This window comes from Halobacillus sp. 12SKB, assembly GCF_052941655.1.
Genome location: NZ_JBRFWR010000001.1, coordinates 3,249,868 through 3,263,861, shown reverse-complemented (window position 1 = coordinate 3,263,861; position 13,994 = coordinate 3,249,868). Strand labels below are relative to the sequence as shown.

Annotated in this window: 13 protein-coding genes; all 13 read left to right on the top strand. The window is 42.0% G+C overall.

Annotated features, from left to right (window positions below):
* The first annotated feature begins 53 nt into the window (after window positions 1–53).
* The 13 genes from dprA (at window position 54) to fliI (ending at window position 13,994) form a co-directional block, all read left to right on the top strand.
* The gene (dprA, locus tag ACQ4XT_RS16275) at window positions 54–935 is read left to right on the top strand and encodes a DNA-processing protein DprA (protein ID WP_446854579.1); all 882 of its coding nucleotides are present in this window, start codon (window positions 54–56) and stop codon (window positions 933–935) included.
* Window positions 936–1,237: 302 nt separating this feature from the next.
* The gene (gene topA, locus ACQ4XT_RS16270; protein ID WP_446854578.1) at window positions 1,238–3,313 is read left to right on the top strand and encodes a type I DNA topoisomerase; all 2,076 of its coding nucleotides are present in this window, start codon (window positions 1,238–1,240) and stop codon (window positions 3,311–3,313) included.
* 503 nt (window positions 3,314–3,816) lie between these two features.
* The gene (gene xerC / locus ACQ4XT_RS16265; RefSeq protein ID WP_446854577.1) at window positions 3,817–4,716 is read left to right on the top strand and encodes a tyrosine recombinase XerC; all 900 of its coding nucleotides are present in this window, start codon (window positions 3,817–3,819) and stop codon (window positions 4,714–4,716) included.
* Window positions 4,717–4,721: 5 nt separating this feature from the next.
* Window positions 4,722–5,267: an ATP-dependent protease subunit HslV gene (gene hslV, locus ACQ4XT_RS16260; protein WP_446854576.1), complete on the top strand. Its 546-nt coding sequence runs from the start codon at window positions 4,722–4,724 to the stop codon at window positions 5,265–5,267.
* A 12-nt stretch (window positions 5,268–5,279) separates the two neighbouring features.
* A complete protein-coding gene (gene hslU / locus ACQ4XT_RS16255) occupies window positions 5,280–6,677 on the top strand; it encodes an ATP-dependent protease ATPase subunit HslU (protein ID WP_446854575.1) in 1,398 nt (465 codons plus the stop codon).
* A 25-nt stretch (window positions 6,678–6,702) separates the two neighbouring features.
* A complete protein-coding gene (gene codY / locus ACQ4XT_RS16250; protein ID WP_446854574.1) occupies window positions 6,703–7,482 on the top strand; it encodes a GTP-sensing pleiotropic transcriptional regulator CodY in 780 nt (259 codons plus the stop codon).
* Window positions 7,483–8,084: 602 nt separating this feature from the next.
* On the top strand, window positions 8,085–8,477 hold the full coding sequence (flgB, locus tag ACQ4XT_RS16245) for a flagellar basal body rod protein FlgB (protein WP_446854573.1): 393 nt from the start codon (window positions 8,085–8,087) through the stop codon (window positions 8,475–8,477).
* Window positions 8,478–8,480: 3 nt separating this feature from the next.
* Window positions 8,481–8,933, top strand: a complete 453-nt coding sequence (gene flgC, locus ACQ4XT_RS16240) for a flagellar basal body rod protein FlgC (RefSeq protein WP_446854572.1) — start codon at window positions 8,481–8,483, stop codon at window positions 8,931–8,933.
* A gap of 17 nt (window positions 8,934–8,950) precedes the next feature.
* Window positions 8,951–9,256: a flagellar hook-basal body complex protein FliE gene (gene fliE, locus ACQ4XT_RS16235; RefSeq protein ID WP_446854571.1), complete on the top strand. Its 306-nt coding sequence runs from the start codon at window positions 8,951–8,953 to the stop codon at window positions 9,254–9,256.
* 62 nt (window positions 9,257–9,318) lie between these two features.
* Window positions 9,319–10,926 carry a flagellar basal-body MS-ring/collar protein FliF gene (fliF, locus tag ACQ4XT_RS16230; RefSeq protein WP_446854570.1) on the top strand — a complete coding sequence of 536 codons (1,608 nt, stop codon included), beginning with the start codon at window positions 9,319–9,321 and terminating at the stop codon, window positions 10,924–10,926.
* A 12-nt stretch (window positions 10,927–10,938) separates the two neighbouring features.
* Window positions 10,939–11,952, top strand: coding sequence for a flagellar motor switch protein FliG (fliG, locus tag ACQ4XT_RS16225; protein ID WP_446854569.1), 1,014 nt, complete (start codon window positions 10,939–10,941; stop codon window positions 11,950–11,952).
* Window positions 11,945–12,697 (top strand): flagellar assembly protein FliH, encoded by a 753-nt coding sequence (fliH, locus tag ACQ4XT_RS16220; protein ID WP_446854568.1) that lies wholly within the window; start codon window positions 11,945–11,947, stop codon window positions 12,695–12,697. Before fliG ends, fliH begins: the two co-directional genes overlap by 8 nt.
* Window positions 12,690–13,994 carry a flagellar protein export ATPase FliI gene (gene fliI, locus ACQ4XT_RS16215; RefSeq protein WP_446854567.1) on the top strand — a complete coding sequence of 435 codons (1,305 nt, stop codon included), beginning with the start codon at window positions 12,690–12,692 and terminating at the stop codon, window positions 13,992–13,994. The genes fliH and fliI overlap by 8 nt, the downstream gene beginning before the upstream one ends.

Below are 13,994 nucleotides of genomic sequence, written 5' to 3'. Positions count from 1 at the left end.
AGGCCGTATCGGTGAACAGGTACGGCCTCTAAACTATGTAGATGAGGTGCCTGATGAAAGATTGTAGAACACGCTTACTCCTCCTTCACGATTCTCCTCATATGACGAGACCTCTCCTTAGAAAATTACTGCAGGTCGATGCTTCTTTCCTTCACCCCTTTTCACGTACACCGGCACAGTTATCCAAAGATCTATCCATTCCCCTTTCAAGAGCTCAATCTATCCTCCGTCATATAACAGACCCTAATATAATGAAGAAACTCGACATGTATGACCAAAAATATACAATTGTAACCGTGTTTGATCAAACATACCCCATGAGTTTAAAAACGATTCCAGACCCTCCTTTTGTCCTTTACTCGGAAGGGGATGTATCTTTATTGCATACACCGCTTTCCATCAGTGTGGTGGGCACTCGTAAGCCATCGCCTTATGCATTTCCGGCTATGAAATCAGTCCTTGTCCCACTTATCCGGTCCGGGTTTACTATTGTCAGTGGTATGGCTCAGGGAGTCGATCAGCTTGCTCACGAGTTAGCAACTGAATATAATGGAAAAACAATTGCCGTTCTCGGTTCGGGATTTCAGCATATTTATCCTAAGAACAATCCCATTTTATATAACACTTTGACTCAAGAACATCTGGTCGTAAGTGAATATCCTCCTGACTGTGCACCAAAAAAATATCATTTCCCTGAGCGAAACCGGCTGATCGCGGGGGTGACTCCCAGTACCTTTGTCATCGAAGCGCGACTGAAAAGCGGCACAATGATTACCGTGGATCAAGCTCTAGAACAAGGCAAAGATGTGTACGCACTACCGGGACCTGCAGGAAGGATAACGAGTGAAGGTTGTCATAAAATGATTAATGAAGGCGCAAAATTAGTTCATACGTATCATGACATATTGGAAGATTGGTTAGAAAAATTTGAATAATCCGTTACAAAGGTGTTACATTCAAGGGTGAGATTGGACCAATTTGAGACTTTTTTGAAAAATATATGTTTGACAAACGGTTTCATTGTATTTAATAATAGGGAAGATTTATTTTATAAAAAGCTAACTCAACCAATTTCATGCAAAAATAACAACGTGAGAACGACTTTTTCTCTCTGGAAAGGACAGATAGTCTTCCTTTTCATTAGATTTAGTTATACAGCAAAAGGTAAATCAAAAACGAGAAATATAAAAAGAGTGTATGAACATAAAGAGAAAACACCTCTATGGGAGGAACATATATGGCAGATTATCTGGTAATAGTAGAATCACCTGCGAAAGCAAAAACAATTGAACGATATCTTGGAAAGAAATATAAAGTGAAAGCATCCCTAGGTCATGTGCGTGACTTGCCTAAAAGTCAAATGGGCGTGGATGTAGAGAATGAATTCAACCCTAAATATATAACCATCAGGGGAAAAGGTCCTGTTTTAAAAGAACTAAAAACAGCAGCCAAAAAAGCAAAGAAAGTTTATCTTGCTGCCGACCCCGACCGCGAAGGGGAAGCAATTGCCTGGCATTTAGCCCACAGCTTGGATATTGACGATACATCAGATTGTAGAGTGGTTTTCAATGAAATCACTAAGGAAGCAATTAAAGATTCATTTAAACAACCGAGATCCATCGATTCAGACTTGGTTGATGCCCAACAGGCTCGCCGGATACTTGACCGCCTTGTCGGATATAATATCAGTCCAATTCTTTGGAAGAAAGTTAAAAAAGGCTTAAGTGCAGGCCGTGTTCAATCAGTGGCTGTTAAAATCATTATTGATCGTGAAAATGAGATTAAAAAATTCCAGCCAGAAGAATATTGGACGATTGAAGCAGATTTCTTAAAAGATAAAGAGTCATTCGAAGGTTCTTTTTATGGTGTTGATGGTAAGAAGAAGGATTTAAAAACACAGGACGATGTCGACCAAATTCAAAAGCGGATGAAAGGGAAAGATTTCTCTGTAGATAAAGTAAACAAACGAGAGAGAAAAAGGAATCCATCCCTTCCATTCACCACTTCTTCACTACAACAGGAAGCAGCACGTAAATTGAACTTCCGTGCGAAGAAAACGATGATGATTGCCCAACAGCTTTATGAAGGTATTGACCTTGGTGGAAAGCAAGGAACTACTGGTTTGATTACGTATATGCGTACGGATTCCACTAGACTCTCGAATTCAGCCAAAGAAGATGCTAAGCAGTACATCGAAGGTAATTTCGGTAAAGAGTTTCATGGACAAAATAAAGGAACTAAAAAGCAAGAAGGGGCCCAGGACGCTCACGAGGCCATTAGGCCAACGGGTGCAGACCGTGATCCAAAAGCAATGAAGAGCATATTATCCCGTGATCAATATCGTCTATACAAATTGATTTGGGACAGGTTCATTGCCAGCCAAATGGCACCAGCAGTCCTGGATACGATGACGGTCCACCTTTATAACGAAGGTGTAGAGTTCAGAGCTACAGGTTCTGAAGTGAAGTTCAAAGGTTTTATGAAGGTTTATATCGAAGGTCGGGATGATAACAAAAAAGAGAAAGACAAGCTTCTGCCTCACCTCGAAGAGGGCATGACCGTAAAAGCGGAAGAAATCAAACCGAACCAGCACTTTACACAGCCTCCGCCGCGTTACACGGAAGCACGTCTAGTTAAGACGCTTGAAGAGCTCGGGATTGGACGTCCTTCAACTTATGCCCCGACTCTCGATACGATCCAGCGCCGTGGATATGTCGCTCTGGATAATAAACGGTTTATCCCAACGGAGCTCGGAGAAATCGTCCTTGAACAACTGAGAGAGTACTTTCCGGAAATCATCGATGTCGACTTTACGAAGGGCATGGAAGATGACCTTGATGCGATCGAGGATGGAAAAGAGGACTGGGTGAATATCATCAGTCATTTCTATGAGGGCTTTCAGCCTCGCTTAGAAAAAGCGGAAAAAGAAATGGAAGAAATTGAAATTAAAGATGAGCCTGCAGGAATTGACTGCGAAAAGTGTGGGCATGAAATGGTATATAAAATGGGAAGGTACGGTAAGTTCCTTGCCTGCTCAAATTTCCCAGACTGCCGCAATACAAAACCCATTCTTAAAAAAGTCGGAGTCACTTGTCCGAAATGTAAGGATGGAGAAGTCGTCGAAAGGAAGAGTAAGAAAAACCGCAAGTTCTTTGGCTGTGAAAACTATCCTGATTGTGACTTCATCTCTTGGGATAAGCCAATTAGCCGACCATGTCCGAAATGTGAATCTTTACTTGTGGAGAAGAAGTCGAAGAAGGGGACACAGATTCAGTGTACCGAATGTGACTATAAAGAAGAGCCTCAATCATGATCGAGTTATAAAACCAAGGGTCTATGACTATCCTTTTAGTTGTAGGCTCTTTTTCTTATTGGTTTTATTTAACACTGGGGTATTAATAGGAAAAGGACAAGGGAGTATTGTGACAGCTTGATATAGTAAACTTTACGCTTTTCACATGGGAGACAATCCCTCTTTGGGGAAACCTATTTTATTAACCCTCCACGATTAACCGGTCCACTTCCCTGTTTATCATGACACTGAAATTTCCATAATAGGGAGTGTTTATGGAAATGGGTGCTGAGTTTTAAAGGGACGCTATTTTTTGATTGACAGCAATAATGTGGGGCGCTATAATTACGCTTTGGTAAGTATACATACTTGACACTTAATCCCGTTAAAGTACGATTTCTTTAAATACTTGATTCATTAGAGTTGGAAACAATTCAGAATTTTGTTACATTTTTATTAAATCCATTGTTATGTCAATGAATGTTGTGATAAAATTTAGACGCCTTTGAGAGGTGGAAGGAATTATGCAGTCTTACAAAGAGCTCTTTATGGAATACCTTCAAATTGAGAAAAACGCTTCGCCTCTTACATTAAAACACTACGGGAGGGATTTAGATGAATTCGAATCCTTTCTCACATCAGAAGGATTAACGATTCTGGAATGTGAGTATCCTGTCATCCGAATCTTTTTATCTAAGCAATATGAAGCGCAGTACTCAAGGAGGACAGTTTCCAGAAAAATTTCGAGTTTGAGAAGCTACTTCCGTTTCTTGGAACGAGAAGAAATTGTCGTTCAAAACCCATTTTTAAATGTGGTATTGCCAAAGAAGGAAAGTCCCATTCCCAATTTCTTTTATGAAGAAGAGTTGGAGAAACTTTTCACAGTGAGTGATTTGCATACGCCCTTAGGACAGAGAAACCAGGCTCTTATCGAACTTCTCTATGGAACGGGTGTGCGTGTTAGTGAATGCGTGAAAATGGAACTCCCTGACCTGGATTTTTCATTGAACACAGCGCTTGTTCATGGGAAAGGAAGTAAAGATCGTTACGTTCCTTACGGGCAGTTTGCTGCAAAAGCACTTCAGACATATATAAATGATGGTAGAAACCAATTGGCTTCTAAGAAAAATGAATCGAGTAAACGATTGTTTTTGAATGCTAAAGGTGGGCCTTTAACAGCTGATGGAATCAGGCTCATATTGAAAAAGATGGTGGAAAAGGCAGCAATGACAGTCGATATTCATCCCCATAAATTGAGGCATTCGTTTGCTACCCACCTGCTAAACGAAGGAGCAGATTTGCGCTCAGTACAAGAATTGTTAGGGCATGAACGACTCTCTTCAACTCAGATCTACACACACGTATCAAAAGATCGGTTGAAAAATGTCTATATGAACAGTCATCCCCGAGCAAATAAGAGGTGAAAACAATGGAGCAGCAATTTCACGCAACAACAATCTTTGCCGTTCAGCACAATGGAGAATGTGCGATGAGCGGAGATGGCCAGGTAACATTAGGTAATCAAGTAGTGATGAAACATAAGGCAAGAAAAGTCCGTCGATTATTCAATGATCAAGTATTAGCAGGCTTCGCTGGTTCGGTGGCCGATGCTTTTACTCTTTTTGAGAAGTTTGAAGGAAAACTGGAAAGCTATGATGGAAACTTGGCAAGAGCTTCTGTGGAACTTGCCAAAGAGTGGCGTAGTGATCGTGTTCTAAGGAAATTAGAAGCGATGCTGATTGTTATGGATAAAGAAAATATGTTTCTTGTGTCGGGTACTGGGGAAGTAATAGAACCGGACGATGGTATTCTTGCTATCGGCTCAGGTGGAAACTTTGCTTTAAGTGCAGGGCGAGCTTTGAAACGTTATTCACCGGAACAATCTGCTTCTCAAATTGCGAGAGCAGCGCTTGAGGTTGCAGGAGAGATCTGCGTGTTTACCAATGATCAAATAATCCTGGAAGTTCTCAATTAAGGGGGACCATGAATGTCATTAAACTTGACTCCTAGACAAATTGTTGAAAAACTCGATCAATATATTATTGGCCAGGAAAGCGCCAAACGATCTGTAGCCATTGCTCTTCGGAACAGATATCGTCGCATGCAGCTGACGGATGATTTGAAGGATGAAATCGTACCGAAAAATATTCTGATGATGGGTCCTACGGGAGTAGGGAAAACTGAAATTGCCCGTCGGTTGGCGAAACTAGTCGGGGCTCCTTTTGTAAAAGTGGAAGCCACGAAATTCACTGAAGTCGGATACGTTGGCCGAGATGTTGAATCTATGGTACGTGACTTGGTGGAAATGGCCGTACGTATGGTGAAGGAAGAAAAAATGGAAGCTGTGAAAGACAGAGCGGAAGAACAAGCAAATAAACGGCTTGTAAAACTGCTCGTTCCTTCTAAGAAAAAGCAGTCCAATAACTTCAAAAATCCATTTGAGATGATCTTTAATCAAGGCAGTCAGCAGGAAGTGGATCCTGATGATAAGAGTGAAGAAGCGGAAATAGAGACAAAAAGAAGCCGTATTCGTCATCAATTGGATCTTGGTGAGCTGGAAGACCGAATGGTGACCATCGAAGTGGAAGAATCTCAATCTTCCATGTTTGACATGATGCAGGGCTCCGGCATGGAACAGATGGGTATGAACATGCAGGATGCATTTAGTCAATTCATGCCGAAGAAGAAAAAGAAACGTAAACTTCCTGTTTCAGAAGCACGAAAAGTACTAACACAGGAAGAAGCAGGCAAGTTGGTGGATATGGACGAAGTTGGTCAGGATGCCGTTGCTAAAGTAGAACAGGCAGGAATGATCTTTATTGATGAGATCGATAAAGTTGCCGCGAAGGGCGATAATCAGGCGAATGTATCCCGTGAAGGTGTACAGAGAGACATCCTTCCGATTGTCGAAGGCTCAACGGTTGTGACAAAATATGGACCAGTAGCGACTGACCATATTCTATTCGTTGCTGCGGGTGCGTTTCATATGGCTAAGCCATCGGATTTAATTCCAGAACTGCAGGGAAGGTTTCCGATCCGCGTAGAGTTGAATAAACTCAGTGTTTCGGACTTCAAGAACATTCTAACAGAGCCTTCAAATGCTCTTTTGAAACAATATAAGGCATTACTTGAAATAGAAGGTATAAAGGTTGAATTTTCTGACGATGCTATTACTAGACTCGCAGAAATCGCTCATGAAGTAAATCAGGAAACAGACAACATCGGGGCGCGGAGGTTGCATACGATCTTAGAAAAACTGCTTGAGGATTTATCCTTTGAAGCTCCTGACGTCACGATGGAAACCATTGAAATCACACCACAGTATGTAGACAGCAAACTATCATCAATCGTAAAAAACAAAGATTTGAGTCGATTTATTTTATAGGGTGAACAACAAGGAGGAAATGAACATGAAACTATTAGACCGTGCACGTAAAATCAATGCAATGCTACAAAAAACAACCGGAAAATCGGTGGACTTTAATGATATGTCCGCAACGATGCGGGATGTGATTGAAGCGAATACATTCGTCTTGAGCCGTCGAGGGAAGCTTTTAGGCTTTGCCATCAATCAGGAAATTGAAAATGAGCGAATGAAGGCAATGCTTTCAGAGCGTCAATTTCCGGAAGAGTACACACAAAACCTTTTCAAAATAGAAGAAACGACGCCGGATATCGATATTAACAGTGAATTCACAGCTTTCCCTGTAGAAAACCGTGAACTTTTTGAGAATGGATTGACGACAATCGTACCAATTATCGGTGGTGGACAGCGTCTGGGTACGCTAATTCTAAGCCGTCTAAACAGCAATTTTAATGAGGATGACCTACTTCTTGCCGAATATGGTGCTACCGTAGTCGGTATGGAAATTCTCCATGAAAAAACAGAGGAAATTGAGCAGGAAGCACGAAGCAAAGCTGTCGTACAAATGGCGATCAGCTCCCTATCCTATAGTGAACTAGAAGCTATTGAACACATTTTTGAAGAGTTGGAAGGGAACGAAGGATTGCTTGTAGCAAGTAAAATTGCCGATCGTGTTGGAATCACAAGGTCAGTGATTGTTAATGCGTTGAGAAAATTGGAAAGCGCTGGAGTGATCGAGTCCCGTTCTTTAGGTATGAAGGGAACGTATATCAAAGTATTGAATAATAATTTCCTACTAGAGCTTCAAAAACTTCGTACCAATTAAGAAAAATCAAACCGCCACTTTATATAAAGTGGCGGTTTTTTATGTTTGAAATGTAATGTGGGAATTATTAATTATATCGGTGATGCGGGGAAGATGAGATCCAACAGGATAAAGGGGGAGAGGCTCAAAAGGATAAAGCAAGTTTGATCAAATTCGCCATGCCCTGCAATTACTTCGAAGTACCACAACTCATATAGTGCCCTGTGGAAAGCGAACCTATTGTCCTCTGCCACTAAGAGCAAAGGTGCCCTCGAAATGAATGCTTCCACAATCGATTTTACTTAAAATGACCAATAACCAATACATGCATGTAACAGAGCGTTTTTTTAACAGATTTAACCTATTTTCACTATCTTATGTCGTGTTTTAAAAATATCCATAATATATTCACTATTCGACAAAAAGTTATGTAATAATGTTCATTATGGGAAAGATTTCGACACATGGAAACAAAAGCCAAAAATCAAGGGAATTGTCCCTAGTTCCTTTGGGGTGTTTGTAATACTCTCGTAAAAAAGTGGTATTTTGTATAGACACAAGTACGTGAATTTTTTTACAATTGTGTCTGTGAGTATAGAAAAATGTCGAATAGAGGTGGGGTAATGACTCTTTTCAGTAGTACTTTTACAAGTTTAGAGAATGCTTTAGACTATTCTTCAGCAAAAAATAGAGCGATCTCTAATAATGTTGCCAATGTGGATACGCCAGGATACAAAGCAAAAGGCGTCTCTTTTAAGGATGTGTTAGATCAAGAACATTCGTTCCTGAAGGCGAAAAGGACGAATGAACGACATTTACCCTTCAAGAATGATTCTGGTGAACCGTATCGGACTTTTACAAAAACGAATACGGTGTACAACCATAATGGAAATAATGTGGACATTGATAAAGAAATGAATGATCTGGCACAAAATCAAATTCAATATCAGGCACTGGTTGATCGTATGAGTGGGAAATTCCGTAGCCTGGAATCCGTAATCAGAGGAGGAAATTAACGGATGAGTATTTTTCATGCTATGAATAATAGTGCGAGCGCTCTTACAGCTCAGCGCTTACGAATGGATGTTGCTTCATCGAATATGGCGAACGCTAATACAACGCGAGCCTCTCTGGATGAGACTGGAGATTGGCAGCCTTATCGGCGCAAAATGGTTGTTTTCGAGCCGTCTCAAAACAGCTTTAAAAGTTTTTTACATAAAGCAGCCACTGATTCATCGCAAGGAAGTGGTGTGAAAGCAACCGAAATTATTGAAGACAGTGAGCCGTTTAAACTTGTGTATAACCCGAATCATCCTGATGCGAACGAGGATGGCTATGTAGAACTGCCGAATGTCGATCCTTTAAAAGAAATGGTTGATATGATGAGTGCCACTCGTTCTTATGAGGCGAATGTTACGGCCGTCAATGCATCGAAAAGTATGCTGATGAAAGCATTGGAAATTGGAAGATAAGGTAAGGAGAATCCATAATGTCAAACCATCTAATTAACACCATCCCCTTAAGCCAACCTTCTCAAACGCAATGGAAGAAAAATGTTTCTCCTGGTGAAGCTCATGCTGCATTTTCCAGTCAGTTAAAAAATGCAATCGCAGGGGTGAACGAAGCGCAGATTTTATCTAATGATAAGACCAAGGCTCTTGCTCAAGGAGAAATCAATGATTTACATGACGTGATGATTACTTCACAAAAGGCAAGCATCACTATGAAAACAGCTGTGGAAATGCAGAGTAAAGTCGTAGAAGCATATAAAGAAGTCATGCGTATGCAAGTGTGACTCTACTATATTTAATTCGCACTAAACCATTCGCTTAGGTCGTGCTTTTTTTGGGGGCAACTATGAAAGAAAAAATAAAGAAATATCAAGGAAGACTGACAACCTTTTGGAAAGAGCGGAAAAAATCGCAAAAGGGTTGGATGATTGGCGGAATGGCTGCTCTCATTTTCATCCTTATCCTTACAAGTGTTTTAGCCTCAAGTACAAAGATGGTTCCCTTGTACAGGGATTTAACTTTACAGGAAATTGGTCAAATCAAAACGGAACTTGAAACAAGAGGAGTTACATATGAACTTGAACAGGGAGGTTCAACCATCCTTGTTCCAGACACACAGGCAGAAGGTTTGCTTGTGGATCTCGCAGCCGCCGGGCTGCCCAACAGTGGAACAATCGATTATGGTTTCTTCAGTGGAAATACTTCTTGGGGTATGACGGATGATGAGTTTGATGTTATTAAACTGGATGCGATGCAGACTGAACTTGCAAACTTAATGAAAGGCATCACAGGCATTCAGGATGCTCAAGTCATGATCAATATGCCTGAAGAGCAGGTCTTTGTTTCTGAAACTGCGCAACCTGCTTCAGCCTCGATTGTTCTTAATGTACAGCCTGGGTATCAAATCGAAAATGGTCAAATTGAAGCTCTCTATAATTTGGCTTCCAAGTCTGTACCGAACCTGCCCAAAGATAATATCGTCATTATGGATCAAAATTTCAACTATTTTGACATAAATGATTCACCGATAGGTAGCTCTGAAAATGCTTATACATATCAGCAGAATGTGAAAAAAGACATTGAAAGAGACATTAAGCAGCGTTTGCAACGCATGCTTGGAATGATGATCGGTCAACAGAAAGTAATCGCTACCGTAACCGCGGACATCGATTTCACAAAAGAAAATCGTGTAGAGGAACTGGTAGAACCGGTAGACCCTGAAACGATGGAGGGGCTGCCTGTAAGTGTAGAAAGAATTGAAGAGACCTACGAAGGCGGTGTGCCTGAGGGTGGTCCTGTAGGCACGGAAGAAGGGGACATACCAGAATACCCTGCTGGCACAGAGGGCTCAGGTGGCGATTACGAAATGAATCGCGAAACCATTAACAACGAGTTCAACCGCATAAAAAAGAATATCGAAGAAAGCCCATATAAAGTAAGGGACCTAGGGATTCAAGTAGCGATCGATAATACGAAAAGTGTGGGTCCAGAGGGAGAAATCGAATACTTGACTGCTGCGGAGCAGCAAACCGTTCAAGAGAGCGTACAGTCCATTGTGGATTCTATGATAACCACATCGATCAATGGCGAGTACGGAGAAGTAGACACACAAGAAAAAGTATCGATCGTTTTCCAGGAGTTCAACGGAGAACCTGAGTTTCCTGATTCAGGTCAAGGTATCCCTCTATGGGCTTATGTAATAGGAGGTTTACTCCTATTTATAATCATCGTCCTTTTCATCGTTCTTACTCGCAGAAAGAGGGCTGAGGAAGATCATGAAGAAGAGTACATGATGTTTGAAGAAGAGGTTCATGAATCCAAACCTCAGGACGTGCCTTCTATAGAAGAACGAGAAGATGAAGGAACACGCAAACGAAAACAGCTGGAAAAAATGGCTAAAGAAAAACCGGAAGATTTTGCGAAACTATTGCGATCATGGATTGCGGAAGATTAAGGAGGTCTTTGTATGGCCTTGAGAAAGTCAGCGTTGACAGGGAAACAGAAAGCGGCTGTCCTGTTGATCTCCCTTGGGCCGGATGTTGCTGCCCAAGTTTACAAACATTTAGATGAAGAAGAGATTGAACAATTGACGTTGGAAATCTCTTCTGTTCAAAAAGTGGATAGCAAAGAAAAAGAGGAAATACTGGACCAGTTCCATCAAATTGCTTTAGCTCAGGATTACATTTCTCAAGGGGGAATAGGTTATGCCAAAACGATCCTTGAGAAAGCGCTCGGTTCTGATGAAGCGTCTAATATTATCGGACGCCTCACTTCATCTTTGCAGGTGAAACCGTTTGATTTTGCTAGAAAAGCAGATGCTCACCAGATTCTGAACTTTATTCAAAATGAGCACCCGCAAACGATAGCGCTCGTTTTGTCCTACCTCGATCCTGAACAGTCCGGACAGATCTTATCAGAACTTCCACAAGAGCTTCAGGCAGATGTGGCTCGAAGAATTGCCACTATGGATTCGACCTCCCCTGAAGTGATCAGTCAGGTTGAACAAATTCTCGAGAAAAAGTTATCGACCACGGTAACACAGGATTATACAGAAACAGGGGGCATTCAAGCCGTTGTGGAAGTTTTAAATGGTGTCGATCGTAGTACAGAAAGAACGATTCTTGACTCCCTTGAAATACAGGATCCTGAACTGGCGGAAGAAATTAAGAAGCGGATGTTCGTCTTTGAAGATATCGTTGCTCTTGATAATCGGGCGATTCAGAGGATCATCCGCGATGTGGAAAATGATGATCTGCGTCTGTCGCTTAAAGTGTCCAGTGAAGAAGTCAAAGACATCGTATTCAGTAACATGTCTGAACGGATGGCGACCACATTTAAGGAAGAGATGGAGTTCATGGGACCCGTCAGACTTCGGGATGTGGAGGAAGCCCAAACGAGAGTGGTTTCTACCATTCGCCGTTTAGAAGATGTTGGTGAAATTGTGATAGCAAGAGGTGGAGGAGATGACATCATTGTCTAAAGATAGACCTTCATCAAATGGCCGAGTCATCGGCTTAAGACCCGTTCATATTCAAGGGCCGGGCGCTCAGGAAAATCAACGGGAACAAAAAAGTCTGCAAATCGACCAAGAGCTGGAACAGGCCCAAAGAGAATTAGAGACAGTAAAGAATCAAAGAGAACAGTTGATCCGATCCACGGAAGAAGAAATAGAGTCACTTAAAGCTACTTGGGAAGAAGAGAGAAAAGTAATTGAAAATGAAGCCTACCAAAAAGGGCTGAAAGAAGGTTTCCAAAAAGGTCATGAGGAGGGAATCGACGCATTACGAACCAGACTATCCCAGGCCAACGATATCATCCAACAAGCGAAAGCTTCGCATGACCGTACGGTTACTAATAGTGAAAGAACCATTGTAGAAGTGGCCATGAAAACAGCTGAGAAGATCCTTCATGCGAAACTTGAAGAAGAATCGGATCTGTTCATACCATTGGTCAAAAAAGTGATCGAAGAGGTTAAAGGCCAACCTGAAGTCGCTTTGTATGTTCACCCAGAAAAATACGACCTCGTCTATAAACAGTCGGACGAACTTGAGCGGCTGGTCACACCATCTTCTTACCTAAGCATCTATGCTCAAGAAGAATTGGAACCTACCGCCTGTATCGTGGAATCCCAGTTTGGAAGGCTTGATGGAAGTATAGATACACAGTTATCAGAACTCAGACAACAACTGCTCTCTATTGCGAATGAGGAGATGGGAAATGAATAGGCAGCGTTATTTTGATGCGATTTCCAATGGAGAATCTATGAAAAGGTATGGAAAAATTCATAGAGTTGTCGGACTAATGATTGAATCGAAAGGCCCGGAAGCCTCGGTCGGGGATTTGTGTTATATCCATACGTCTGAACAAAAAGAAAAGATTGCAGCCGAGGTCGTCGGTTTCAACAATGAAAACATCCTCTTGATGCCTTTTCGGGAAGTGAAAGAAGTTCGTCCAGGCAGCATTGTTGAGGCAACCGGTGAACCTATGCGAATAAAAGTCGGAATGGGCCTTGTCGGTAAGATTCTGGATGCTACAGGGCACCCGTTAGATGGAATGGCCATGCCGCTGGGTTTGAAAGGGTATCCAACAGATCAAAACCCTCCTAATCCCCTCATGAGGCCACCGATACATGAACCGATTCAAGTTGGTGTGAGAGCTGTGGACACGATGCTGACTGTTGGAAAAGGACAGAGGGTCGGTATTTTCGCAGGGAGTGGGGTTGGTAAAAGCACATTGATGGGAATGATCGCTCGAAACAGCTCCGCCGATTTGAATGTGATCGCTCTGATCGGTGAAAGAGGACGAGAAGTGAGAGAGTTTATTGAGAATGACCTTGGAGAAGATGGGTTGAAAAACTCCATCCTCGTCGTTGCCACTTCAGATCAGCCTGCTTTAATGAGGGTGAAAGGCGCGTACACAGCCACAGCCATAAGTGAATATTTTCGTGACCAAGGGTACAACGTCAATTTGATGATGGACTCTGTCACCCGTTTTGCCATGGCTCAGCGTGAAATCGGTCTCGCTACAGGCGAACCACCTACGACAAAAGGGTATACTCCATCTGTTTTTGCTCTATTACCGAAACTTTTAGAACGGACAGGGTCAAGTACCACCGGAACGATTACTGCTTTTTATACAGTTTTAGTGGACGGTGATGACTTGAATGAGCCAATTTCTGATACCGTACGGGGAATTCTCGATGGTCATTTTGTTCTTGATCGAAAACTTGCAGAACAGGGTCACTTTCCAGCTATCAATATCTTAAGGTCGATCAGCCGTGTGATGAAGCAAATTGCTGCTACCGAACATAAAGAATCTGCTGAGAAGCTGCGCGCCCTCTTAGCTACTTACGAAGAAAATAGTGAGCTGATCCAAATTGGTGCTTACAAAAAGGGATCGAGCATGGAAATCGATCAAGCGATATCCTATCACTCTGCCATCATTCAATTTTTAAGACAAGGGATTCACGAGCCGGCAAGCTTTGAGAAGTCAGTGGAAGATCTTAGAAATTTGTTCGCTTAG

What these genes read in the sequence shown, in the direction of transcription:
- dprA (WP_446854579.1), top strand. Translation starts at nt 54, where the DNA reads ATGAAAGATTGTAGAACACGCTTACTCCTCCTTCACGATTCTCCTCAT.
- topA (WP_446854578.1), top strand. Translation starts at nt 1,238, where the DNA reads ATGGCAGATTATCTGGTAATAGTAGAATCACCTGCGAAAGCAAAAACA.
- xerC (WP_446854577.1), top strand. Translation starts at nt 3,817, where the DNA reads ATGCAGTCTTACAAAGAGCTCTTTATGGAATACCTTCAAATTGAGAAA.
- hslV (WP_446854576.1), top strand. Translation starts at nt 4,722, where the DNA reads ATGGAGCAGCAATTTCACGCAACAACAATCTTTGCCGTTCAGCACAAT.
- hslU (WP_446854575.1), top strand. Translation starts at nt 5,280, where the DNA reads ATGTCATTAAACTTGACTCCTAGACAAATTGTTGAAAAACTCGATCAA.
- codY (WP_446854574.1), top strand. Translation starts at nt 6,703, where the DNA reads ATGAAACTATTAGACCGTGCACGTAAAATCAATGCAATGCTACAAAAA.
- flgB (WP_446854573.1), top strand. Translation starts at nt 8,085, where the DNA reads ATGACTCTTTTCAGTAGTACTTTTACAAGTTTAGAGAATGCTTTAGAC.
- flgC (WP_446854572.1), top strand. Translation starts at nt 8,481, where the DNA reads ATGAGTATTTTTCATGCTATGAATAATAGTGCGAGCGCTCTTACAGCT.
- fliE (WP_446854571.1), top strand. Translation starts at nt 8,951, where the DNA reads ATGTCAAACCATCTAATTAACACCATCCCCTTAAGCCAACCTTCTCAA.
- fliF (WP_446854570.1), top strand. Translation starts at nt 9,319, where the DNA reads ATGAAAGAAAAAATAAAGAAATATCAAGGAAGACTGACAACCTTTTGG.
- fliG (WP_446854569.1), top strand. Translation starts at nt 10,939, where the DNA reads ATGGCCTTGAGAAAGTCAGCGTTGACAGGGAAACAGAAAGCGGCTGTC.
- fliI (WP_446854567.1), top strand. Translation starts at nt 12,690, where the DNA reads ATGAATAGGCAGCGTTATTTTGATGCGATTTCCAATGGAGAATCTATG.